24 protein-coding genes are annotated in these 22,711 nt (G+C 59.6%); 16 read left to right on the top strand and 8 right to left on the bottom strand.

Annotated elements, in window-relative coordinates; genetic code table 11:
• The first annotated feature begins 2 nt into the window (after positions 1-2).
• Genes EKK30_RS04775 through EKK30_RS04765 form a run of 3 tightly spaced genes read left to right on the top strand, consistent with a single transcriptional unit; the run spans position 3 to position 3,335 of the window.
• Entirely contained in the window at positions 3-1,160 is a 1,158-nt protein-coding gene (locus EKK30_RS04775; RefSeq protein WP_290981051.1) for a di-heme oxidoredictase family protein, read from the top strand.
• Positions 1,157-2,236, top strand: coding sequence for an imelysin family protein (locus tag EKK30_RS04770; RefSeq protein WP_290981048.1), 1,080 nt, complete (start codon positions 1,157-1,159; stop codon positions 2,234-2,236). The genes EKK30_RS04775 and EKK30_RS04770 overlap by 4 nt, the downstream gene beginning before the upstream one ends.
• Complete coding sequence (locus EKK30_RS04765; protein ID WP_290981045.1) at positions 2,217-3,335, top strand: DUF1513 domain-containing protein; 1,119 nt, start codon at positions 2,217-2,219, stop codon at positions 3,333-3,335. The genes EKK30_RS04770 and EKK30_RS04765 overlap by 20 nt, the downstream gene beginning before the upstream one ends.
• On the opposite strand, the gene EKK30_RS04760 is transcribed toward EKK30_RS04765, so the two are convergent.
• Both EKK30_RS04760 and EKK30_RS04755 read right to left on the bottom strand, forming a co-directional pair.
• Positions 3,314-3,925, bottom strand: a complete 612-nt coding sequence (locus EKK30_RS04760; RefSeq protein WP_290981042.1) for a nucleotidyltransferase family protein — start codon at positions 3,923-3,925, stop codon at positions 3,314-3,316. The two genes, EKK30_RS04765 and EKK30_RS04760, sit on opposite strands and share 22 nt — an antisense overlap.
• A complete protein-coding gene (locus EKK30_RS04755) occupies positions 3,922-4,956 on the bottom strand; it encodes an XdhC family protein (protein WP_290981039.1) in 1,035 nt (344 codons plus the stop codon). The genes EKK30_RS04760 and EKK30_RS04755 overlap by 4 nt, the downstream gene beginning before the upstream one ends.
• A gap of 70 nt (positions 4,957-5,026) precedes the next feature.
• On the opposite strand from EKK30_RS04755, the gene rimO reads away from it, so the two are divergent.
• Positions 5,027-6,421: a 30S ribosomal protein S12 methylthiotransferase RimO gene (rimO, locus tag EKK30_RS04750; RefSeq protein WP_290981037.1), complete on the top strand. Its 1,395-nt coding sequence runs from the start codon at positions 5,027-5,029 to the stop codon at positions 6,419-6,421.
• Between the two features lie 43 nt (positions 6,422-6,464).
• Here rimO and EKK30_RS04745 read toward each other — a convergent pair whose 3' ends face one another.
• Positions 6,465-7,379: a cation diffusion facilitator family transporter gene (locus EKK30_RS04745; RefSeq protein ID WP_290981034.1), complete on the bottom strand. Its 915-nt coding sequence runs from the start codon at positions 7,377-7,379 to the stop codon at positions 6,465-6,467.
• A 217-nt stretch (positions 7,380-7,596) separates the two neighbouring features.
• Between EKK30_RS04745 and EKK30_RS04740 the strand changes: the two genes are divergently transcribed.
• Positions 7,597-8,532, top strand: coding sequence for a metal-dependent hydrolase (locus EKK30_RS04740; RefSeq protein ID WP_290981031.1), 936 nt, complete (start codon positions 7,597-7,599; stop codon positions 8,530-8,532).
• On the opposite strand, the gene EKK30_RS04735 is transcribed toward EKK30_RS04740, so the two are convergent.
• The 4 genes from EKK30_RS04735 to EKK30_RS04720 form a co-directional block, all read right to left on the bottom strand.
• On the bottom strand, positions 8,492-9,109 hold the full coding sequence (locus tag EKK30_RS04735) for a TetR/AcrR family transcriptional regulator (RefSeq protein WP_290981028.1): 618 nt from the start codon (positions 9,107-9,109) through the stop codon (positions 8,492-8,494). The genes EKK30_RS04740 and EKK30_RS04735 overlap by 41 nt on opposite strands.
• A 251-nt stretch (positions 9,110-9,360) precedes the next feature.
• Positions 9,361-10,062, bottom strand: coding sequence for a TadE/TadG family type IV pilus assembly protein (locus tag EKK30_RS04730; RefSeq protein WP_290981025.1), 702 nt, complete (start codon positions 10,060-10,062; stop codon positions 9,361-9,363).
• 37 nt (positions 10,063-10,099) lie between these two features.
• Entirely contained in the window at positions 10,100-10,723 is a 624-nt protein-coding gene (locus EKK30_RS04725; protein ID WP_290981022.1) for a TadE/TadG family type IV pilus assembly protein, read from the bottom strand.
• A gap of 134 nt (positions 10,724-10,857) precedes the next feature.
• Positions 10,858-11,364 (bottom strand): pilus assembly protein N-terminal domain-containing protein, encoded by a 507-nt coding sequence (locus tag EKK30_RS04720; RefSeq protein ID WP_290981020.1) that lies wholly within the window; start codon positions 11,362-11,364, stop codon positions 10,858-10,860.
• 562 nt (positions 11,365-11,926) lie between these two features.
• On the opposite strand from EKK30_RS04720, the gene EKK30_RS04715 reads away from it, so the two are divergent.
• The 11 genes from EKK30_RS04715 to EKK30_RS04665 all read left to right on the top strand — a co-directional run bounded on the left by EKK30_RS04715 (position 11,927) and on the right by EKK30_RS04665 (position 21,569).
• A complete protein-coding gene (locus EKK30_RS04715) occupies positions 11,927-12,097 on the top strand; it encodes a Flp family type IVb pilin (RefSeq protein WP_290981017.1) in 171 nt (56 codons plus the stop codon).
• A gap of 201 nt (positions 12,098-12,298) precedes the next feature.
• Positions 12,299-12,469: a Flp family type IVb pilin gene (locus tag EKK30_RS04710; RefSeq protein ID WP_290981014.1), complete on the top strand. Its 171-nt coding sequence runs from the start codon at positions 12,299-12,301 to the stop codon at positions 12,467-12,469.
• A gap of 161 nt (positions 12,470-12,630) precedes the next feature.
• Positions 12,631-12,786: a Flp family type IVb pilin gene (locus EKK30_RS04705; RefSeq protein WP_366927321.1), complete on the top strand. Its 156-nt coding sequence runs from the start codon at positions 12,631-12,633 to the stop codon at positions 12,784-12,786.
• 79 nt (positions 12,787-12,865) lie between these two features.
• A complete protein-coding gene (locus tag EKK30_RS04700) occupies positions 12,866-13,375 on the top strand; it encodes a prepilin peptidase (protein ID WP_290981009.1) in 510 nt (169 codons plus the stop codon).
• A gap of 162 nt (positions 13,376-13,537) precedes the next feature.
• Positions 13,538-14,338 carry a Flp pilus assembly protein CpaB gene (cpaB, locus tag EKK30_RS04695; protein WP_290981006.1) on the top strand — a complete coding sequence of 267 codons (801 nt, stop codon included), beginning with the start codon at positions 13,538-13,540 and terminating at the stop codon, positions 14,336-14,338.
• Between the two features lie 71 nt (positions 14,339-14,409).
• Positions 14,410-15,993, top strand: a complete 1,584-nt coding sequence (locus EKK30_RS04690; protein ID WP_290981003.1) for a type II and III secretion system protein family protein — start codon at positions 14,410-14,412, stop codon at positions 15,991-15,993.
• Between the two features lie 17 nt (positions 15,994-16,010).
• The gene (locus EKK30_RS04685; RefSeq protein ID WP_290981000.1) at positions 16,011-16,748 is read left to right on the top strand and encodes a CpaD family pilus assembly protein; all 738 of its coding nucleotides are present in this window, start codon (positions 16,011-16,013) and stop codon (positions 16,746-16,748) included.
• A gap of 22 nt (positions 16,749-16,770) precedes the next feature.
• Positions 16,771-18,066, top strand: coding sequence for a CtpF protein (locus EKK30_RS04680; protein ID WP_290980998.1), 1,296 nt, complete (start codon positions 16,771-16,773; stop codon positions 18,064-18,066).
• Positions 18,067-18,079: 13 nt separating this feature from the next.
• Entirely contained in the window at positions 18,080-19,573 is a 1,494-nt protein-coding gene (locus EKK30_RS04675; RefSeq protein WP_290980995.1) for a CpaF family protein, read from the top strand.
• Positions 19,566-20,552, top strand: a complete 987-nt coding sequence (locus EKK30_RS04670; RefSeq protein ID WP_290980992.1) for a type II secretion system F family protein — start codon at positions 19,566-19,568, stop codon at positions 20,550-20,552. The genes EKK30_RS04675 and EKK30_RS04670 overlap by 8 nt, the downstream gene beginning before the upstream one ends.
• Before the next feature lie 30 nt (positions 20,553-20,582).
• Entirely contained in the window at positions 20,583-21,569 is a 987-nt protein-coding gene (locus tag EKK30_RS04665; RefSeq protein ID WP_290980989.1) for a type II secretion system F family protein, read from the top strand.
• 157 nt (positions 21,570-21,726) lie between these two features.
• Here EKK30_RS04665 and EKK30_RS04660 read toward each other — a convergent pair whose 3' ends face one another.
• On the bottom strand, positions 21,727-22,704 hold the full coding sequence (locus EKK30_RS04660) for a tetratricopeptide repeat protein (RefSeq protein ID WP_290980986.1): 978 nt from the start codon (positions 22,702-22,704) through the stop codon (positions 21,727-21,729).
• Positions 22,705-22,711 lie beyond the last annotated feature (7 nt).

Genomic DNA, 22,711 nt, shown 5'->3' with positions numbered 1-22,711 from the left:
GAATGCTCGCCCGGGCATCGATCGTATTGGTGATGTTAGCCGCCATCTTCTCGAAGAGCGTCGGCGCTGATCCGCTCGACGCGGCGCTCGGCAAAGCCCTGTTCGACCGGCAATGGATCCCGGCGCCTTCGTCAACGAACGGCACGGACGGGCTCGGCCCGCTTTTCGTTTCGAGGTCGTGCGCCGGCTGTCATGCAAAAGGCGCTGGGGCTCACGTGGTGAAGCGGGAGGACGGGACTGACGACATCGTCGGCGCCGTCGTGCGCTTTGGCGCGAAGGACGGCGCGACGGACCCGTATTATGGACTTGAGCTGCAGACGAATGCGGTGCCCGGGCTCGAGCCTGAGGGCACGGCGCGCTATCTCCCGAAACTCCAATACAACCTCAATGGACCCGAGCTGGGCGAGGGGGTTCGCGCGGGAGTTCGGCTTGCGCCGCCGTTGGTTGGGAAAGCGGCCTTCGAGGACGTTGCCGATGTGAACATCATCGAGCGTGTCGTCGCCAACGCCCGGGCTGGTGGACCCGTCAGAGGACGCGCGAATGTCACCGACCGGGGCATAGGACGTTACGGCTGGAAAGCATCGCACGTTTCGCTGCGCGAGCAGGTAGGCCACGCTTTTGCGTTCGATATCGGCCTCTCAAGTCCAGACTTTCCCCTGCCCTACGGCGACTGCACGGCGAAAGAAGCGGCGTGCCTGGCCCTGCCCAACGGAGAAAGTCCTCACTTTGAGGGCCGCGAGCTTTCGTCCGCGATGATCGGTGTCGTCGCGAGCTTCCTAAAGACATTGCGTTCAGGGCCCGCTCAAGCTTCCGACCTATTTGCCGGCGCCGGGTGCGCGGCATGCCATGCGCCAACTCTAAAGACGAAGGATGGCCGGGAAATTGCCGCGTTCACCGACCTGCTCCTTCACGATATGGGTCCTGGGCTTGACGACGGCGTGGGTGAGCCGGGGGTCCGATCCTCCGAATGGCGAACCGCGCCGCTGATTGGCATCAATATCAACCGCGATGCCCGACGCTATCTTCATGACGGCTCGGCGGAGAGTGTCGAACAGGCCGTCGAGCGGCATGGCGGCGAGGCTGAGCACAGCCGTATTCTTTTCGAGGCCTTGACGGCCGACGACAGGAAGCGGCTGGTCGAATATGTGAATGGACTATGATGTCAGTTCGGAAGGTCATTTCAGCGTTGTTCGCCGCTGTGGGATTTGCTGCTCACGCAGCCAGCGCCGATCTACCGCCGCCGGAACCCGTCAGCCACGCGGCGATGGTGAAGGCATCGATTGAGAAGTACATCATTCCACACGTCGATGCGCTCAAGGTTTCGGCCGCTCAATTGCCCGCTGCGGTAAACGCCGTTTGCACCACCGGGTCGCCGGCGGCCTCGAAGGCGCTCCAAGATCAATTCGATAAAGTGGTGCTTGCCTATGCGGGCGTCGATTTTCTGCGCTTTGGTCCGATGCTCGAGCAGGGGCGCCGGGAGCAGATCTCGTTTTGGCCCGATCCACGGGGATTCGTCGGCCGTCAGCTGCGCCTTCTGCTGCTGAGCAAGGACGATAAAATTGCGGAGCCGGGCGCGCTCGGCAAGCAAAGCGCTGCGGTGCAGGGGCTTCCAGCGCTTGAAACGCTCATGCACGACCAGGACGCGCCTCTCGGTCCCGGCGAAACCGCGCGCTATCGCTGCGTGGTCGCGCGTGCGATTGCGGCGAATATCGTTCGACTTACGACGGAAGTTGCTGACGGTTGGGAAAAGCCAGGGGGCTGGGCGGACAAGCTTCTTAATCCCGGCCCGAGCAACGATACCTACAAGAGCGCGAGCGAATCCGCTGTGGAGATCGTCAAGGCGCTGATCGTGGGCGTATCGCTGACGTCGGATCTGCAGGTGAAGCCGCAAGTTGATCCAAAGGTCAAACTCGCGCCGCCGTATCAGAAGTCAGGATTGCAGAAGCCGTACTATGCGGCGAGCGTCGGATCGCTGCATCAACTCTACGATACGCTCTCGTTAGAGACTTGGCTGCCTCCCGACCGGCTTTGGATGAAGGATTGGGTTTCGGGGACGTGGCGGACGCTCGAGTCGAGCGATGGCTATGGCGGCTCTGCGGATCATGCCAAGCGCGAGGACCCCGCGACGCCGCGTGAGCTTTTCGATCGCATGAACGGCTTGCGCAATATGATCGCGAACAGGCTTTCCGTCGCGGCCAAACTTACGGTGGGATTCAATGAGCTTGATGGCGATTGACCGTAGACATCTGCTTTTGGGCACGCTGGCGTTTGTAGGCGCAACGTCTCTCCGCTCAACCGTGTCGCTCGGCGCCGGCAGCGATGTGGCCTATGTTACTGCGGCGCGGCTGGCGAACGGTTCTTACGGCATTCTCCTGCTTAACTCAGGAGGCAAGATCCTTCGCGAAGTGCCCCTATCTGCGCGCGGACACGACATCGCTATCAACCCGCGCTCAGGTCGCGTTGTCGTATTCGCGCGACGGCCGGGCGCGTTTGCTGTCGCATTCGAGATGAACAGGGAGAGTGCTCCGCAGGTGTTCACGCCGGGCGAAGGTCGCCATTACTTCGGTCATGGGACATTCTCGCGGGATGGACGCCTGCTCTACGCCTCCGAGAACGACATTGCGACCGGAATGGGCGTGATCGGCATTTACGATGTCGGACGCAATTTCAAGAAGATCGGCGAGCACTCGACGTTCGGCATGGGACCGCACGAGATCATGCTTCTGGCCGACGGCAAGACGATCGCCGCGGGCAATGGTGGGCTCGATACGACGCCGGAAGCTGGACGCGAGAACTTAAATACCGAGACGATGCAACCATCGCTGGCTTTCGTCGGCGCCGAAAGCGGAAACCTTATCGCGAAGCACGAGATGTCTGGCGCTCTTCAGTCTCTCTCGCTCCGGCATGTCACCCAGGACGCACATGGCGTCGTTTGGTTCGGCGGCCAGTGGGAGGGAAGCCCAAGCGAAACGCCTCCGCAGATCGTTGGTAGCGTCGGCATCGACCGGCGCTTGAAGCTGATCGAGCCGTTCGCCAAAGGCGGTGACGATCTTAAGGGCTACATCGGTGCGATGGCTGCGAGCAACGATGGCCGCTTCATCGCTGCGAGCGCGCCGAAGGCCGGGCACGTCGTCTATGTCGATACGCAAACGTCGAAGGTCGTGGGCATCAGTGATTTGAAGGACGTGTGCGGATTGGCGCCGGAGGGCGAGACGGATTTCGCGGCATCGTCCGGCTTTGGCATCATCCGCTATGAGACGGCTCGCGCGAGCGTCATTTCAGAGCAAGCCCTCCAGGACATAGCATTCGACAATCACTTGCGTCGGGTTTCCTGACTTCCTGCACGGAATGCTGCCAAATCCGTGCGCGTGTCGATATCGGCGAACGCGCCATCGCTTGCGCATGCGATCGGACGCCAAAGACTGCGGTGCTCGGCGAGGATCGCTTTGCCGCCCGTGTCTCCTGAAACATTAATGAGATCGGCAAAGAGCGATTTTGGCCAGAGGATGGGATGGCCACGGCGGCCATCGGTGGAGACGGGAAAAACGATCGAGCTGCGGCTTTCGGCGAAGGCCGAAATGACAGCGTCGACCAGCGGTGTCGTGATGCCGGGCATATCCGCGAGCGCGACGAGCAGGCCGTCGGCATCCGCCGCGATATTCTGAACTGCAATGCGCAAGGACGTCGATAGGCCGTCGTATGCGGTCTGGTTTTCGACGATGCGCCAGCGCCCATTTCCTGCCGCCTTCGCAACGGGGCCGTCGGCTTCTGACGTGACAAGAAGGATTTCACTGGCGTCCGATGCCGCCAGCGCTTTGCACACGATGCGCACGATCGGCTTGCCGTCGATTTCGGCCAGTAGTTTATGTCCATCCTCAAAGCGGGAGGAACTGCCGGCTGCGAGGATGGCGGCGGAGACCTTCACGCTGCTGCTGGTTCCTTTCGGAACGCTGCAATGATTTGCGCCAGGATAGATGTGGCGATCTCTCCGGCCGTCACGGCTTCTATGGGCATGCCGACAGGCGCGTGAATGCGAGCGATATCCGCGTCGGTGAAGCCTGCTGCCTTCAAGCGTTCAACACGTTTTGCGTGCGTCCGGCGCGAGCCCAGAGAGCCAATGTAGCGACATGGCGATTTCAACGCGATCGTCAGTGCCTCATCGTCGATGTGATCGACGTGCGTCAGGGTGACGACTGCGGAGAAAGGATCGGCGGTAAGTTTCTTGAAGCATTCCTCCGGCCATCCGGCGATGAGTTGAGATGGGTTGAAGCGCGTCGGATTGGCGAAGGCGGTGCGCGGGTCGATCACCTTCACGTCGTAGCCGGATGCGGTCGCCATCGTCGCCAGATGCTGACCGATATGGGTTGCGCCGACGATGACGATGCGGGGGGGCGGCGTCAGGGCATGGACGAAATTCTGGCCATCCTTGTCGACGCCGCTCTGTGCGCGTCGGACCGCTTCGGTGATGACCGGATCGACCGACGCCGTTCCGTCGTGGATTTCTCGATGACCGTCGGCAAGCCGGGTCGTGACGACGATGGGCTTGCGGGCAGCGGCCGCCTTATCGAGCTCGTCGAGGAACGTGAGGTCGGACTGAGGATCGAGTTTGGCGATGTGGACGCGGATCTTGCCGCCACAAGCGAGGCCTGCGCGCCAGGCCGTCTCATCCGCAATCCCGAAGCTCAGGATTTCGGGTTTGCCGGTGTCGATCACGTCGATGGCGGCAGCGATAACGTCGGCCTCGACGCAGCCGCCTGAGACCGAGCCCTGGAACTCCTCGACGTCAGCGATGGCCATCTGCCCGCCGGTCCGGACCGTAGCTGACCCCCAGGTGTCGATCACGGTCGCCATAGCAACCGGGCGTCCGGCCTCCAGCCAAGCGCGGGCGGCGGCGCGAGGATTGGTTATCGGAGCGTCGGATTTTTCAAGCGGTTCGGTGGCTTGGAGATCGGTCACGGCTTTGTCTTTGCTGGCTGCCACAGTGTCGCGATTGCGCTTCGGCAGGTCCGAAGCTAGAAGGCCGAAGATGGCGAGACCCGCAGTCAAGATCAAGGCTAAGACAAGTGCAAAGGTTCGGCGGCTGGCGCAGGGCGCCAGCACAGCGTCCGCGCGTGCGCCGAAGGTCGGGTTCGTATCCCTTGGCTGTCCCAAAGCTCTGGTCGACAGCGAGCGCATCATTACCAAGCTTCGCTCCGAAGGCTATGCGATCGCGCGCGAGTATTCGGGCGCCGACGTGGTCGTCGTAAACACCTGCGGATTTCTCGATTCTGCAAAGCAGGAAAGCTTGGATGCCATCGGCGAAGCGATGAACGGCAACGGCCGTGTCATCGTGACGGGCTGCTTCGGCGTCGAGGAAGGCCGGATCCGGGAGGCGCATCCGGGCGTGCTGGCCGTAACGGGCCCCCATCAATACGAACAGGTGGTCGAAGCTGTCCACGATGCCGTGCCGCCGCTTCACGACCCCTACATCGATCTGGTTCCGCCCGAGGGCCTGCGGCTGACGCCGCGCCATTACGCGTATCTGAAGATTTCGGAAGGCTGCAACAACCGCTGCACGTTTTGTATCATTCCGTCGTTGCGCGGCGATCTGGCCAGCCGTCCGGCCAATCACGTGATGACGGAAGCGGAGCGGCTCGTCGCTGCTGGCGTAAAGGAATTGCTCGTCATCAGCCAGGATACGAGTGCCTATGGTCTCGATCTCAAGTACGCGGAGAGCGCGTGGAAGGGCGCCCAGCTCAAGGCCCGCTTCCTTGATCTATCGCGCGCGCTTGGCGACCTCGGCGCGTGGGTGAGGATGCACTACGTGTATCCGTATCCCCACGTCGACGAGGTCATTCCGCTGATGGCGGAGGGCAAAATCCTTCCCTATCTGGACATTCCGTTTCAGCATGCTTCCCCGCGGGTGCTGAAGGCGATGCGACGTCCGGCATCGCAGGAGAAAACTGCCGAGCGCATCAGGCGGTGGCGGGATGTCTGTCCGGATCTCGCTATTCGCTCGACGTTCATCGTCGGCTTTCCGGGAGAGACCGAAGAAGATTTTCAGTTCCTGCTCGCATGGTTGAAGGAAGCGAAGATCAATCGGGCGGGATGTTTCAAGTACGAGGCGGTCGAGGGGGCGACGGCGAACGCTCTCGAAGGCGCCGTGCCGGAAGAGGTGAAAGAAGAGCGCTGGCATCGCTTCATGGAAGCGCAGAAAGACGTCAGCGCTGGACTCCTCGGCAGCCGCGTCGACGCGACGATCGATGTCATCATCGATGAAGTCGATGAAGATGGCGCGATCGGGCGATCGAAATGGGATGCGCCAGAAATCGATGGCAACGTGTTTCTCAACGGCGAAACAGCCGTGCAGCCCGGCGATATCGTTCAGGCGAAGGTAATCGCAGCCGACGAATACGACCTATGGGCGGAGCGGCCGGCCTGATCCTCGATGCTCGTCCTGCTGACGAGCTGAGGACGGCATTGCATCAGAGCGGTACCGCGCCGGAGTCCTCCGGCTTGGCCTTATGGTCGGGCTCGACGTGGATGACCACTTCCGAGCCTTCGATGTTTGTTTCGATCGAATCTTCGAGGCGGTCACAAATGGCGTGCGCCTCGTCGACGGTCATCGAACCCGGCACGACAAGATGGAATTCAATAAAGAGCGCACGGCCGGCTTGACGCGTACGGATGTCGTGGGCCTGCAAGGCGCCCATGCCATTTGCCTCGATCGCACCGCGAATGCGGGCTTCCATATCGGGGCTAGCGGCCTGATCCATGAGGCGTGACATTGAATCGATGGCGATCTTGTATCCCATCATCAGGATGTTGACGGCCACGACGGCCGCGATAAGCGGATCGAGGATGCTCCAGCCGCTGATTACGGCGAAGATCAAGCCGATGACGACGCCGACAGAGGTAATGACGTCGGTAAAAAGGTGCTGGCCGTCGGCGACAAGCGCGGGAGATCTCCAAGCCGTGCCCCAGCGGATCATTGCAGCCGCCCAAGCGGCGTTGATGGCGGACGCGAAACCGTTGATCGTGAGGCCGAGTGTGGAATGCTCCAGTGTGACGCCTTCGGTCAGACCGGTATAGGCCTTGATCATGATGAGAACAGCGGCGACAGCGATCATGGCGCCCTCGAACATCGCGGCCAGGAATTCAGCCTTATGGTGACCGAAGGGATGGTCGGAGTCGGGCGGTACGGCACTGAGGCGGATGGCGCCGTAGGCGGCGATCGCAGTCATGACGTTGACGACGCTTTCCAGCGCGTCGGAATAAAGCGCGATCGACCCCGACATGACGTAGGCAACGTACTTCAGGGTGATCACCACCAGCGCCACAACGATGTTAGCGGCAGCGACGCGTGTGGTCAGGCTGTTTTGATCGGTTTTGGTCGACATACAACAATCTTGCTCAATGGCTGTTCGGCCTAGGTCGCACATTCTTCCATCAGGCACCACCGACACGGTGCAGCATGCTCCGAGAACTCTAACAGTCCTTATCCACACGCGTGCGCCGGCGGTCCCTCGCCGCCGCAATGCGAATCTGATGCTGCATTAGAAGATCAGCGACTTCTTCGATTCGGCGTGGAAGCCGAAATGCGGTTTTGGAGCGCCCATGGCAAATTTCACCACACACATCGCGATCGGTACCGTCGTTTCGGGCGCACTGGCAACGCTCACGCTTGCCGCCGATGTGGTTGCGCCTCAGAATCTCGTAGCGGTAACGCTCGCGGGCGCTCTGGGCTCCGTGCTTCCCGATATCGACCTCAAAGATTCCCGTCCGAGCCGGGCGATGTTCGCCGGACTGGCGATTTTCGCGTCGTTCGCCGTCCTCTTCAACGCCGCGACAAAGTTTTCGATCGCCGAGCTGTGGCTGCTCTGGCTCGGGACGTTGCTACTGGTGCGCTATGGGCTGCATACGATCTTCCATCGGATGTCAGTCCACCGTGGTATCTGGCATTCCATTCTGGCGGCCGTTTTCTGTTCGGTCGCGACGGCGATCGTGTTCCGCCATCTTCTGGATAAGCCTGACGGCGTCTCGTGGCTCGCAGCCGCGTTCATGTTCGTCGGCTACATCACGCATCTGACGCTCGACGAGATCTACTCGGTCGACGTCATGGATACGCGCATCAAATCGTCGTTCGGCACGGCGCTGAAGCTCTTCGACAAGCGTCACATCTACGCGTCAATCGGAATGGCAGCCGCGACGGCGCTCGTCATCGTGCTGTCGCCGCAGACGACGACCTTCGTTCAGGGATTGAGTTCGCATGATATGTGGTCGGGTCTGCATCAGCGGCTGCTGCCGACCGACAAGTGGTTCGGACTCGTTGAGACGCCGCATTTCGCTTCCCGCAGACAGGAAGCCGACAACGCGATGACGACCGGATCGATTCCGGGCCATTCGACTGCGGGCGCTGCCGCGCCGAATGCACCTGCGCCAACCGAGGCTGGCAGCAAAACGACGTCACCGGCCATGTTGCCGACGCCGTCGCCTATGCCTGTCCCAACCGCTACGCCGTCGCGTGAACCGAACGGCAGCGCAGGCCCTTGAGGAATGTGGATGTTAGTTCCTTGGCATACGTCTGAGCCGTGGCCGGAGTGATGTAGACACCTTTTTCCGTGGCTGCCAAAGCGCAGATGCCGTTCAGTCCGGCAAGGAAAGCGCGTGCCGTCGTATCGATGTCCTCGGTAGGCAATTTTGGAGCCACTTGCGCCAGCGAATCCTTGACGATCTGCGCCAGCGTTGTGGTGTAGTCGAAAAACGGCGCCGGGACAGTTTTGCCTGGCGGCAGGCTGTGCGCGAGGAAGAGGTTCCACATCCGGCGATTGACGAGTGCGAAGTCCACGTAAGCCTGGGCTAGGTCTTCGATATTCTTCTCGCCGTCCGAACCTTGCGGAACATGTTTCAGATGTTCGACGGTACGGCCCATCAATTGGACCTGTAGTGTCAGCAGGACATCGTCGAGGTTCTCGAAGATATTGTAGAGAGTGCCTGGCGAATAGCCGATCATGCGAGCAATTTCGCGAGCCGAAAGCCCAGTAATTCCATTTCGTTCTACAATAGTCTGAGACGCATCCAGGATGAGTTGTCTCAGTTCTTCCGGCGAGTGAACGGATCTCCGTCCCATAGGTTGTCACCACCCAAAACAATGTTGTTCAGTTAGCAGTTTTGACTGTACCCATGGTTTATTACAGCACAAGGAAATATTGAACTCCGAGTTTGAAACCGGGCGTTCCGCTTTACTTTTAGGAACTAAAGTTGCGCTTCACTCATCGACCGGAGCGAATTTTTTTCAGGTCAGACGGACCGCGGCGCGTCTATTTTTCCGTACAATGACGATTTGGGAATAGAAAACTTAAAACACACGATCAAGAATATTTATGCGTTGGGGCAGACAATCGTTTTCACGTTCGCGTTGTCATTCCAGTCGGCGCCGTTGTTGAGGCCCGGGCGAAACAAAACGGATGGCACATCGCGCGGAGCCATCACCATGGTGTCCGTCCACGTCATTTGATGGACGAATTGCGGCAGCAGGTTTGCGAAGAGCGGTGTGTACGTGTAGCTCGCCTCGACGAAAACAGCACGCCCACCGCCCGGCAAAACGTTTTGATCGATCGTTTTGGTTATGGCGGTGGCGTTTCCGCAGCTCGTCGGAAAAGTTCCGTTAGCCCAATTATAGCTATAGCGCCACTCGAGCTTGGTCTGGATTGCGTTCGTTGGATTGGCCCAAACTTGATAGACGGTGATGGAGAGCGGCGACGTCGTGTAGGGGCGCATCGCGTGTGCAGCCGCCGTCATCATCCCGTTCAGGGTCTGCACGGACTCGTTTTGATAATGCGCATAATTCGCTGGGACTTTGGGATCCGGAGCATTGGGATCGTCATTCTCGGCGGTCGGCCACAACTGGACTTCCCGCGTAACGAGATCGCCGACCATTGACGCTGCGCGCTGAAAGCGCTTGTGGATGATGAGCGCGCGCGAAAGCTCGATCGTGCCGAACGTCATCAGCAGCAAGAGAGGGGCGAGCAACGCGAATTCAACCGCGGCGACCCCCTTGGTGTCGGTCCAAAGTTGGCTCACGCGAGAAAGCATCGAAGTAGCGCGCGACGTGACCATCCTAGCTACCGGCTCCGGGAAGTGGCTCGGTGCGAAACGCCGTCGACGACTGCAGCATCATCGAACCACTCTGCATCGTCTGGAAGTGCATGAACGGAATCTGCGAGGCGAAGCTCCACGGGTAGCAGACCGTCACGATGACGACGTCGCTCGCCGAACCGGCCTGCTGAGCAATCTTGCTGCTATAGTTTGCGTTGCCGAGGACCGTTTCGTTAGTGCCGAGACAATTGTGCACGCCGTCGGATTGCACATCGGAAAGTCCACTGTTGCTGATGTCTGACCAGTTGTCGTAGGGCTGCGTCCAGACTTGCAGCTTCGTGCAATCGAACCACCCGCCGGCTTGCTGACAGATGGTGGTGCGGAACTGGTCGACGGTCATACCCTGCGCGACGGCTTGACCTGTACGGATGAGGCGGCTGGCGTCATCCATGCCCTTCTCAAGCGAGCTCACCATGAAAAAGTAAAGTGAGCAGCCAATGAAGCACATCAAGAAGATGAAGAACGGGATGGAGACCAGAGCAAACTCGATCGCAGTCGCGCCGCGATCGTCTCGACCAAAGCGATGCCAAAGGGGCAATCTCGATCCCGGCCGCCGGACGGCCATATCGAGTTCCGCAGATGACATACTATTCGCTCCGGCTACTGACGAAATGGGTCACTCACTTCGAGATACATTTCGAAGATTAAAAGCGCATTTATTGAAAGACCGTTGTTTTGCGTCGGTTTAGAAAGCGTTAAACGCGGCCGAGACTTCGGCTGCTACTGGGCGTTGTTAGAGGCTGTGCCTTTGTCCGACGTTCCGGTCGAGAAGCCGATCTTGTCGGAGTTCGCCTGCTTCACGGTCTTGAAGAAATCGGGGTCGTCGCCGATCGTCAGTGTCGGTTCGCAGTTCGGCGTACAGGCGTAAGTAAAGCGCAGGCTGCCTTTGTGGAGATTGACGACCCGGCGATCATCGCGTTCGACCATGACCCGCTGATCCTGGATGACATTATGTTGGGCATCCAGGGCAATGACATTGGTGATGCCGAAGGTCTTGCCTGTCACCACAAGAAGGTTGCCGTCCTGCAGGACGACATCGGCGATTGAAGGGTTGCCGACGATGATCTCGGAGGCGGGACGAGGCAAACGCAAGAGCTGCGATTGGTCGTAGCGAACGACCAAATCGGCGGCTTCTCCCGGTGAGACGAGAAGCGCCAGGGCGCCGATGAACGCAAACGCTCTCATCCTTTCGTAGGAGAAGGCGGCGTTGTGGGCTGGTCTCATCATCTTGGCAGATCCGGAATCGCTCTATGCCGGCCCATTAGCTCAGGAAATGGTGAATGATCTGCAAACGCCTGTCCCGAGGCGATGCACCGGAAGCGGGAAAAGGTCTCTGCTCGATAAGCGAATGCAGCCTGCAAAGGGGACAAAGCGAGGGATCTGCTCCGTATACGCAGAGATTCTCCCGACCCACTCGCAATGTCCGCAAGGTACACGGCACTGGCTCCTCCGCCCAAAAAAGCGTTGTAGCGATCTTAAAGCGCGCAGTTGCTTGCGCTGCGGCGTGTTGCTCACAGTATTATAGAAGTAATATTTCTAGATTTGACCCGGATTTTGGTGAATTCGCATAATATTAACCTTGGTATTCACCTGTATTTTGATTTTATACTTGATGACGTCTCAATGATTAAAATGGATAATTTGCATTAATACACTTTGACGGGATGAGATCTGGGCATTTTACTCGGGATTAATTTTTCGGGCTTACTGTCTGCGAAGTTTCCAAGGGGCGTAGACCCTGACGGGAACAAGGATCGGATTAGCGTAAGTTTTGAGTTGGAGAATTCGAATGACCATCTTTTCTCGTTTCGTAAAGGACGAGTCGGGTGCTACCGCGATCGAATACGGCCTCATCGCCGCTATCGTCAGCGTCGGCATCATCGCTGCCCTCGGTAAGGTCAGCGGCAGCTTGCAGACGACGTTCAACAACGTCTCTAACTCGCTCAACACCGCGAAGTAATTTCGCCGGACGCCGTCTGGAAAAACGCTCGGTGAACGATCTTCGGGCCTTCTTCTCGATAGCGACCGGGAAACCAACTCGTCGGTGTACTTAATTTCCGCTCGGAAATTAGGGAGCGCTGCTCCGGCTCAATCAACTCCGGAGTTCCGGGTGCAAGCCCGGGGTAAATGGATAAATCTCTTTTGAGTGGGAGAGTTTGGAATGACCATCTTTTCTCGTTTTCTGAATGACGAGTCTGGCGCCACCGCAATCGAATACGGCCTCATTGCCGCTATCGTCAGCGTCGGCATCATCGCTGCTCTGACCCAAGTCAGCGGCAGCCTGCAGACGACCTTCAATAACGTTTCGAATTCGCTGAACACCGCGAAGTAAGTTCGAGCGCATGCAGTTCAAGAAAAAGCGCTCGGGGAGAGATCTCTGGGCGCTTTTTCTTTGTTCGCTCGGCGCGAATATCGTTCTAGCACCCGTTGTTAAGTAGTTTCGGTGCATATTCTCAGCTTGTGAGCAAGAGCGAGGGGGCTGTCGTGAGAACTATGATGCTGGCGTTTATTCGCGATGAGAGTGGCGCCACCGCGATCGAATATGGAATCATCGCGAGCATGGTGTGCATCGCCATCATTGCCAGTCTCTCGAGCGTATCAACCGCCCTCCAGGGCCTCTTCAATAAAGTGGCCGCCGCGTTTCCGTGATCTTGGGACCTCTTAGGCGAGCCTTTACCGCCTGCGCGCAGAGTAGCTAACGGCGCGGCACGAATTCGGATCACTTCCCATGACGATGATCGCCTCCTTGGCGTTGATGGTTTTTCCGGTGGCGATGGCCTTTGCCGCCGCCAATGACCTCTTCACGATGAAGATCCCCAACAGGATTCCGCTGGCGCTCGTCTGCAGCTTCGTTGTCGTTGCAATGCTGGTGCGCATGCCGCTCGAACTGTTCGGGATGCACCTGGCGGTCGGCTTCGCAATTCTCGCTGTTACCTTCACGCTCTTCGCCTTCAACCTGTTCGGCGGGGGCGATGCCAAGCTCATCGCGGCTGGCGCGGTCTGGATGGGGCCGGATCACATTATCGATTATCTTCTCTTTATAACTCTGTTCGGCGGCGCGCTCTCGCTGCTGATCCTGGGCTACCGGAACTGGGTGCCTGCCGGCGCGCTGCCCTTGCCGGGCTGGGCGCAGCGCTTGCATGCGAATAAGGGGCCCATTCCCTACGGAATTGCGATTGCAGCCGGGGCGCTTGTGGTGTTCCCGGCCACGACCCTCTTCCTGTCGCTGATGTCCTGATTCCTGCGTAGGCGGACGATTCGTCTTTATTTTTTCTTAACTGTCTGTGCAACTCTTCTCCCGTCCAGTCGCACAACGGGACGGCAGTTAACTACAAATTGACGATTGGCCTGCATCGTCCAGTTCAAAGATCGCAATTGATCTCATTGGAATGCGGGCGAAATGAAGCGGGCTCAACTCATCGGATTCTCGGTGGCGATCGTTGCTGCCGGCCTCGCGTATTATGTCGCGAGCGCTCTCGTGCGCCCGCCGGAGCCCATCACGGTCGAGAAGAAGATCGACAGCACCGACGTGCTCGTCGCCGCGACCGATATCCCTGTCGGCGATATCGTCAACGAGGGCAGTTTCCGTTGGATGGCGTGGCCGACAGAAGCCGTATCTCCAGCCTATATCTCGAAGAATAACGGCGGCGGACAGACAGTGCACAAGCTGTCGGGCTCGATTGCGCGGGCGCCGATGCTGGCTGGTGAACCGATCACCGAAAGCAAACTCATCAAAGCCGGGCAAGGCGGGGTCTTGGCGGCCATCCTGCCTCAAGGCATGCGCGCGATCTCGACGAAGATCCGCTCCGAGACGGCGGCTGGCAGCCTCATTCTTCCGAACGACCACGTCGACGTCATTCTCATTCGCCATGTGCGCGACCGCGCCGGCAATGATCAGAACGTCGTCGACACGCTGTTTCGCAACGTACGGGTTATGGCGATTGGGCAGCAGATCCAAACCAAGGAAGGCAAGAAGGCTGCGGACATTTCGGCCACGACGGCGACGCTCGAGTTGACGCCGCGGCAGGCCGAGATGATGGCGCTCGCGAATTCGATGGGCGACATCACGCTCTCTCTGCGGAGCGTTGCCGACTTAACTTCCGATCCGGCCCGTGCCGGCGGTCTCGACTTCAAAGTTAAAGACAATTCCGTGCGTGTTGTCCGTTACGGCGCAAAGTCGCGTGTGTATGGCGTGAACTGAGTCATCGTTATCAGTGGTCGTCATAGGGCATTGACCTCATGCACTGTCATTCTAGTTTCTCATGGCGAGCAATGGTGCGCGCCACCATGCTGCTTATGGGCATCGGCGTACTCATCTCGACTGCGGCCGCACAACCGCAGCGATCGGTGGATGAGGTTTATGGCGATGACGGCGATTCCACCAAACATCAATCGCTGATCCGGATCCAGGATACCGGCGGGCCGATCCGCAAAAGCATCAAGCTCGGTCTGGGCAAGTCCGTGCTGTTGGAATTCCCGCGCGACGTTCGCGATGTCATGGTTTCGAATCCCGCCGTCATCGATGCGGTCGTTCTGAGTTCGAACCGGGTGTTCCTGCTCTCCAAGGGCGGCATCGGTGAAGCGAACGCCTTTTTCTTCGACACCAACGGGCGCCAGTTCGCAACGATGGAGATGTACGTCGAGCGAGAGACGGCCGGCCTTGAGTCGCTGCTAAACCGCATCATCACGGGAGCGCGGATCAAGGTCGAGATGCTCAATCAAACCGTGATCCTCACGGGCACGGTGAAGAACCCGATCGACTCGACGCGGGCGGGCGACATCGCCACCCAATTCATCTCCCAGCAGCTGACGTCGGTCTCCGTGACCGCGAAGGAAGGCGTTGCCGTCGCCGACAGCCAGACCAACCAGATCAAGGAAAACGTCATCAACATGCTCTCGGTGGAGGCCGAAGAGCAGGTGATGCTCAAGGTCACGGTCGCCGAGGTTCAGCGCACAGCGCTGAAGCAGCTTGGCGTGAACGTCGGCGCGATGGTGCAGTCGGGCAGCTTTGCGACGCAGATCTTGACCGAAAACGCTTTTCCCATAACGACATCGCAAGGGTTGGGTCAGCTACCTCAGATCGGCATAGGCGTAGCGACGGCGGCGGGATGCAAGCTTGGTGCGCTTTGCACGGTCAATTCAGGAGCGGGCGGTACGTTCCAAAACAGCGGCGTGACTTCTCAGTGGGGTACCGGGGGCAACACGGTGCAAACAGCCATTCGCGCGCTTGAACGCGATGGTCTCATCCGCACGCTCGCCGAGCCTAACCTTACCGCGATCTCGGGAGAGCCGGCGGAGTTCCTGGCTGGCGGCGAGGTGCCCTACGTCACCGGCGTCGATACGCAGACGGGCGTCAGCTCGGTCGCGTTCAAGAAGTTCGGTGTGCAGCTGAGCTTTACGCCCGTCGTTCTTTCGGAAGGCCGCATCAGCCTCAAGATCGATACGAGCGTCAGCGATATCTCGCAGTTCATCGCCAACAATCCGGTGTTCGACACCAGGCAGGCGAAGACGGTCGTCGAACTGCCGTCCGGCGGATCGCTGGCGTTGGCCGGCTTGATCAGCACGAAGACGCAGCAGAACATCGACGGCTTGCCCGGCGCGAAAGACATTCCGATTCTCGGTACGCTGTTCCGCAGCCGCGATTTTCAAAACCAGGAATCGGAACTCGTGGTCATCGTGACGCCGTACGTAGTGCAACCGACGTCGCGTCAGCAGCTTGCGACGCCGGCGGACGGTTTGGCGCCGGCGACGGATCTCAAGGCGGACTTTCTTGGTCACCTGAACCGCATCTACGGCAAAGGACCCAGCATGCCGTCCGGCGGTCTCAAGGGCGACTACGGTTTCATCGTTGAATAATCGGGGCAAGACGCGTCATGCAGATCAAGAGCACGAGTGCTGGCGTCCCCTCGAGAGCGGGGCTCGGCTTTGGGAAGTTCGTGGCAATCGCCCTTCTCTCGACGCTGGCGTCGGGTTGCAAGCATGACGGCGCGGACGGAAGTCAGGTCGCCGGCTGGACCTTGACCGATCCCGAGCAACGCCATCCGATCCTCGTCTCGCAGCAGCCCGCAACGCTTTCGCTTCGCGTGCCTTCGAGCGCCGATGGGCTGACGCCGCCGCAGCGGGCGCGCGTATTGGAATTCGCAAGCCACAGCTCGACGTCGGACGCTGGCAACAGCCGCATCGTCATCTCCGCCCCTGGCGGATCGGCGAACGAGGGTTCGGCGATGCAAGCCGCCGATGAAATTCGGCAGCTGTTGATCAACACCGGCTACTCGGAAACGAAGATCGCCGTTGAGGCCTACCAGGCATCGGGCCGCGATGCGCCCGTCCGGCTGTCCTACATGCGCTATGTCGCGCAGGCACCCGAATGCGGCGACTGGTCGGAGAATCTGGCGCGCTCCTATCAGAACCTGCCCTATCCCAACATGGGATGCGCGGCTCAGCGCAATCTTGCCGTTCAAGTCGCGAACCCCGCGGATCTCCTCGGGCCGCGCACGATGACGGCACGCGACTCGAACCGCCGCGACACGATGTACAACAAGTACGTTAAGGGTGAAACGCTCGGTGCGGCCAAGGAAGCTAAGACCATCCAATCCGTAGAAGATCAGTGAGCCTTCGGAGACGAGTAGATCCATGTCGACGCAAGCTACCGAGCTAGAGGAACCCTATTTTGAGGACGAGGCGGGCCAAGGGCTGCATCCTTGCGATCGCGCACGGCCAATTCCGCGCATTTCGATACAAGCGTTTTGCGACGACCTTCGCATCGCTCAGGCCCTGCAGCACGCTTCTGTCGATCGGCGGCTGACGAAGGCGCATGTCAGCGTGCACATGGGCGGCATTGCCGCGGCGATCGCGCACTACTCAGAGAACCCGACGCCCAACCTCATCATCGTCGATAGCGAACTTAGCGGCGGCGAACTTCTATCGGATCTCGATCGTCTCGCAGAGAGCTGCGACGTCGGCACGAAAGTCGTCGTGGTCGGCCGTCATAACGACGTGATGCTTTATCGCGAACTGCTCAAGCGCGGCGTCGCCGAATATCTCGTTGCACCCGTCGAGGCCATGGACCTCATGGAGTGCATTTCCAATCTCTACAACAATCCCGAAACCGATCCCGTCGGGCAGGTGTATGCCTTCATCGGCGCCAAGGGAGGCGTCGGTTCTTCGACGATCTGCCACAACGTGGCATGGACCATGTCGGAGAGCTTGAAGACGAACGTCACGATCGCTGATCTTGACCTCGCCTTCGGAACAACGGGGCTAGACTTCAACCAGGATCCGGTTCAGGGCATCGCCGAAGCCCTGTCGGCCCCGGAGCGACTGGACGATCAGCTTCTCGATCGTCTGCTGACCAAGTGCTCCGAGCATCTATCCATTTTCGCGGCGCCGGTCGTGCTCGATCGCGATTACGACTTCTCGCCGGAAGCATGCGAGACCGTTATCGACGTCGCGCGGCAGAACGTTCCCTTCGTCGCCATCGATCTCCCGCATGGCTGGTCGCAATGGTCGAAGCGACTTCTCGCGCAAGCCGACGAGATCGTCATTACGGCCGTTCCGGATCTTGCAAACCTCAGAAACGCGAAGAACATCATCGATCTGATGAAAGTCTCGCGCCGCAACGACGTGAAGCCGTACCTGATCCTGAACATGGCGAATTTGCCGAAGCGGCAGGAGATCAGCGTGCGCGAGTTCGAGCAGGCGCTCGATCTTAAGGTTCTAGCCGTCATCGACCACGACAGCGAAGCCTTCAGCCAGGCGGCAAACAACGGGCAAATGCTGGAAGAATTCAACGCCAAGGCGAAAGCGGTCGAAAAGTTTCACGATGTGGCGATGAAACTAACGCGTCGTAAAGATACGCGGTCCGAAAAGCAGAACTCTCGTCTGTCGGCCCTCGCGCCGATCCTGGAGAAGCTGAAACGCAAGCGTTGAGGACGTCAGCCTAATGTTTGGAAGACGCTCGAACGAACCGCAAGCTGACCGGCGCGTGGCGCCGCGTGCCCCCGAGCCGCAGGCTGCTAGCGCTCCGGCGCCCGAAACCCGTGCGCCAGCGCAGCCAGTACCGGCGGCAGCTCCGGCGCCAAAGCGCGCTGAACCCGTAGCGGAAGCGCCGCAGCGCCGGCATTCTGAAGAATACTATGACGTGAAGACGACCGTCTTCAACGCACTCATCGATACTATCGACCTCACTCAACTTTCCAAGCTCGACAGCGTCGCCGCGCGTGAAGAAATTCGCGACATCGTCAGCGAGATCATCCAGATCAAGAACGTCGTGATGTCGATCTCGGAGCAGGAAGAACTGCTCGAGGACATTTGCAACGACGTGCTGGGCTATGGTCCGCTCGAGCCGCTTCTTGCGCGCGACGACATCGCCGACATCATGGTGAACGGGGCCGCCACGACTTTCATCGAAGTCGGCGGCAAGGTTCAAAAGACCGGCGTGCGCTTCGCCGACAACCAGCAGCTGATGAATATCTGCCAGCGTATCGTCAGCCAGGTCGGACGGCGCGTCGATGAATCCAGTCCTATCTGCGACGCGCGCTTGCCGGACGGTTCGCGCGTCAACGTCATCGCGCCTCCGCTCGCAATCGATGGGCCGGCACTCACCATCCGAAAGTTCAAGAAGGACCGCTTGAAGCTCGAACAGCTCGTCAAATTCGGGTCGATCACGCCCGAAGCCAAGACGATCTTGGAGGTCATCGGGCGTGTCCGCTGCAACGTGATCATCTCAGGCGGCACCGGTTCGGGAAAGACGACGCTTCTCAACTGCCTGACGGGCTCGATCGACCACGACGAACGCATCATCACTTGCGAAGACTCCGCCGAACTTCAGCTGCAGCAGCCGCACGTCGTCAGGCTCGAAACGCGGCCACCCAACCTCGAAGGCGAGGGCGAGATCCGCATGCGCGATCTCATCAAGAACTGCCTTCGTATGCGCCCCGAGCGGATCATCGTCGGCGAAGTCCGCGGTCCTGAGGCGTTCGATCTGCTTCAGGCTATGAACACCGGCCATGATGGTTCGATGGGAACCTTGCACGCCAACAGCCCGCGCGAGGCGCTGAGCCGACTTGAATCGATGATCATGCAGGGCGGCTACGCGCTGCCGGTGAAAACGATCCGCGAAATGATCTGCGGGTCGGTTGACGTCATCATCCAGGCGTCGCGCCTGCGCGATGGCTCGCGCAAGATCACGCACATCACCGAAGTCCTCGGGATGGAAGAAGAGACGATCACGCTGCAAAACCTGATCATCTACGAAATCACGGGCGAGGACGCGCATGGGAAGCTGATCGGCCGCCATCGTTCCACCGGCATCGTGCGTCCCCGGTTGTGGGAACGTGCCGAATACTACAACGAGACGGGAAGGTTGGCGGACGCGCTCGTCAAATCGGAAGTCGAGGACGTGCACGGAACGCCACTGGGAGATCGCAATGGCTGATCTCGACCTCGGGTTTCTCGCGCCAATTCTGATCGCGCTGGCTTTCGCCGGCGCCGTGTTCGCTGTTGCCTATCCCTATTTTTCCGACGACCGGCAGAAGGAAAAGCGGGTCGAGATCGCCGCGCGCACGCGAGATCGCCGGGCGCAAGCAGCGGCCGACATTCAGAGCAGCCGCAAGAAGTCGGTTGCGGAAACGCTGAAAGAGATCGAGACGCGCGAGAAGGCGAGCAAGAAGATCACGATGAGCCTGCGCCTTCTCCGCGCTGGATCGAAGAGAAAGCCGCGCGACTTCTACGTGATCAGCGCTTTGATGGGCTTGCTGTTCGCGGTCATAGCTGTTGGCCCAATGGGCTGGCCACCAATGGCGGGTCTTGTCGCCGCGTTCGTCGGCGGCTTCGGATTTCCGCGCTGGTTTCTCAACAAGATGACGACGCGCAGGCAAAACAAGTTTCTTTCCCATCTCGCGAACGCCATAGATGTCATCGTGCGAGGCATCAAGTCGGGCCTGCCGGTCAACGAGTGCATGAACATCATCGCGCGCGAAAGCCCGGAGCCGCTCGCCGGTGAGTTCCGGGAACTGGTCGATCAACAGAAGCTTGGCGTCTCGCTGGCCGACGGCCTGGATCGCATGTGCGATCGCATGCCGCTTCCCGAGGTTCGCTTTCTGACCATCGTCATCAGCATCCAGCAGCAGGCGGGCGGCAACCTTTCCGAAGCGCTCTCAAATCTCGCGTCGGTTCTACGCGACCGGCACAGTCTGTCGCTGAAAGTAAAGGCACTGGCGGCCGAAGCAAAGGCATCCGCGGCGGTGCTCGCGGCACTTCCGCCGGGCGTCATGACAATGGTCTATTTGTCTTCACCGGATTACCTCCGACCGCTTTTCACGACCACCGTCGGTCACTTCCTGGTCGCGTTCGGCGGGCTCTGGATGATGACGGGCGTTCTAATCATGCGGAAGATGATCAATTTCAAGTTCTAGAAACGGGCACGGATAGCACGGCATAGCGCGATGACCGACTTCGTCGAAACGATCATGAACCCGCAATTCATCGCGACGGCGCTCGCCGCGGTGTGCGTTTTCGCGACGGTGCTGACAGTCGCTCTTCCCATGCTGCAGCGTGACCAGATGAACCGCCGCATGCGGGAAATGGCCATCGAACGCAGTAAAATGCGTTCGGCGCGAATTGCCGAAATGGCTTCCAAGGAGCGCCAGCAGGGCACGAGCCGGCTGCGTTCGACGCCCAAAGGCTTCATGCAGCAGGTGGTTGATCAACTGAAGCTGCGCGAACGGTTCGATAACGAAGAGCTGCGTGAAAACCTGAAGCGCGCCGGTTTGCGCGGTCAGGCGAACATCGTCGCCTTCATGTTCTTCCGCGTGGCGGCGCCGATCATCATCTTCTTCCTGGCGCTCTTTTATCTCTTCGTGCTCTACGACAGCGGCTATCCGGCTTCCGTCAATTTGCTGATCGCGTTGGGTGCCGGGTTTCTCGGCTTCTACGTGCCGAACATGTTCATCTCGAACCGCGTGCAGAAGCGGCAGATGTCGATCAAGCAGGCGTGGCCGGATGCGCTCGACATGCTCTTGATCTGCGTCCAGTCAGGCATGTCGGTCGAAGCCGGGTTTGCCAAGGTCGGCAAGGAAGTCGCCAACCAATCTCTCGAGCTTGCCGAAGAAATGGCATTGACGACCGCCGAGCTCTCCTACCTGCAAGACCGTCGCCAAGCCTACGACAATCTCGCCAAGCGCACCGGACTTCCGGGCGTCAAGGCGGTGACGACGGCCCTCGTCCAGGCCGAGCGCTACGGTACGCCGGTCGGTCAGGCGCTGCGGACGATGGCGAAAGAGAACCGTGAAATCCGCCAGTCGGAAGCTGAGCGAAAAGCTGCCGCGCTGCCGCCGAAACTCACCGTGCCGATGATTGTGTTCTTCCTGCCGGTGCTTTTTATCGTCATCCTCGGTCCCGCCATCATCAACTATATGTCGATGAAGAATTAGGATTAGCCCTGTCTGGGCGTCAAAATCGGTGTTGCGTCAGCCCTGGCCGTCTTCGGACGGCTGGGGCCTTTTGCTTTTCAGATCATCGCGCGAAAGAAAATGCCCGGAGCACTTGGCTCCGGGCTACGCGAGAAATTCGCAATCTTCTGAAGCAGTGTCAGTGCGAGGCCGTCGCGCTGGAATTTTCCGTGGTCGTCTGCCAGACGCCCTGATTAACGGGCAGTTGGCCATCGTCGGCGGAGGCTCTTTGCACGACCAGTCGCGGCGTCGTCGTTGGGCTGACGGAGGTATTGTTGGCGAAGCTGTTGGCGTCGGGCATGGCGGTCGTCGGCGCGAGCTTCACCATTTCCTTCAGGTAATCGGCGTTGGCGGAGGCTGTATCTGAGTTGAGAACGGCGGTGGCGACGGCCTTGGACTCATCGTAGCGGCCTTGCAAACCAAGCACGAGCGCGAGGTTCTCGCGAACCTTCGGTGTGGCGCCGGGAAGCACAATTGCCTGGCGGAGGATGCTCTCGGCTTTTTTCGCATCGCCCGTCATCGCGTAGGCCATCGCGAGATTGTTCATGACGGTCGGATTGTTCTGCGAAAGGGTCAGGGCGCGCTCGTAGAAGGGGATGGATTCGGCGTACTTGCTCTGCTTCGCGAGAACCGTACCGCGCGCGGAGATGACACGCCAATCCGGCTTTTCGAGATTATCGGCAATCGTCAGCATCTGGTTGGCGAGGCCGACCTGTTCCATCTCGAGCGCAAGGCGGCCGTACTCACCGGCGAGCTCCGGGTCATTGCCATGCAGGAGCGATGCCTGCTGCAGCACAGCGAGAGCCTTCTCCTTCTCGCCGAGTGCCTTCAGGTCCTTCGCGTAGTTCAATGCAGGCTTAAGCTGCGAGGGGTTCTTGGAATACTCCTTGCCCCAGTAGATCGTTGCCTTCTGCAACTCGGACTGCGGGGACGTCGGCTGGCTGTTGTCGGCGGTCGCGCCTGTCGTCGTGTCGCTCGGCTTCATGGCGATGCTCGGCAGCATGTCGGTCGACATCGAGCAGGCGCCGAGGAGCAGGGATGAAGTCAGGACCGCCATGATTCCGAAGCGGCGCGGGCGTGTCGAGGCTGGCAAAAGATGGGCCGCTCGTGGCGTCATAACAGTC

Source organism: Hyphomicrobium sp. (assembly GCF_003987855.1).
GTDB lineage: Bacteria > Pseudomonadota > Alphaproteobacteria > Rhizobiales > Hyphomicrobiaceae > Hyphomicrobium_B.
Note: the sequence above shows the minus strand (reverse complement) of the source record. Positions and strands in the feature narration are given on the sequence as shown.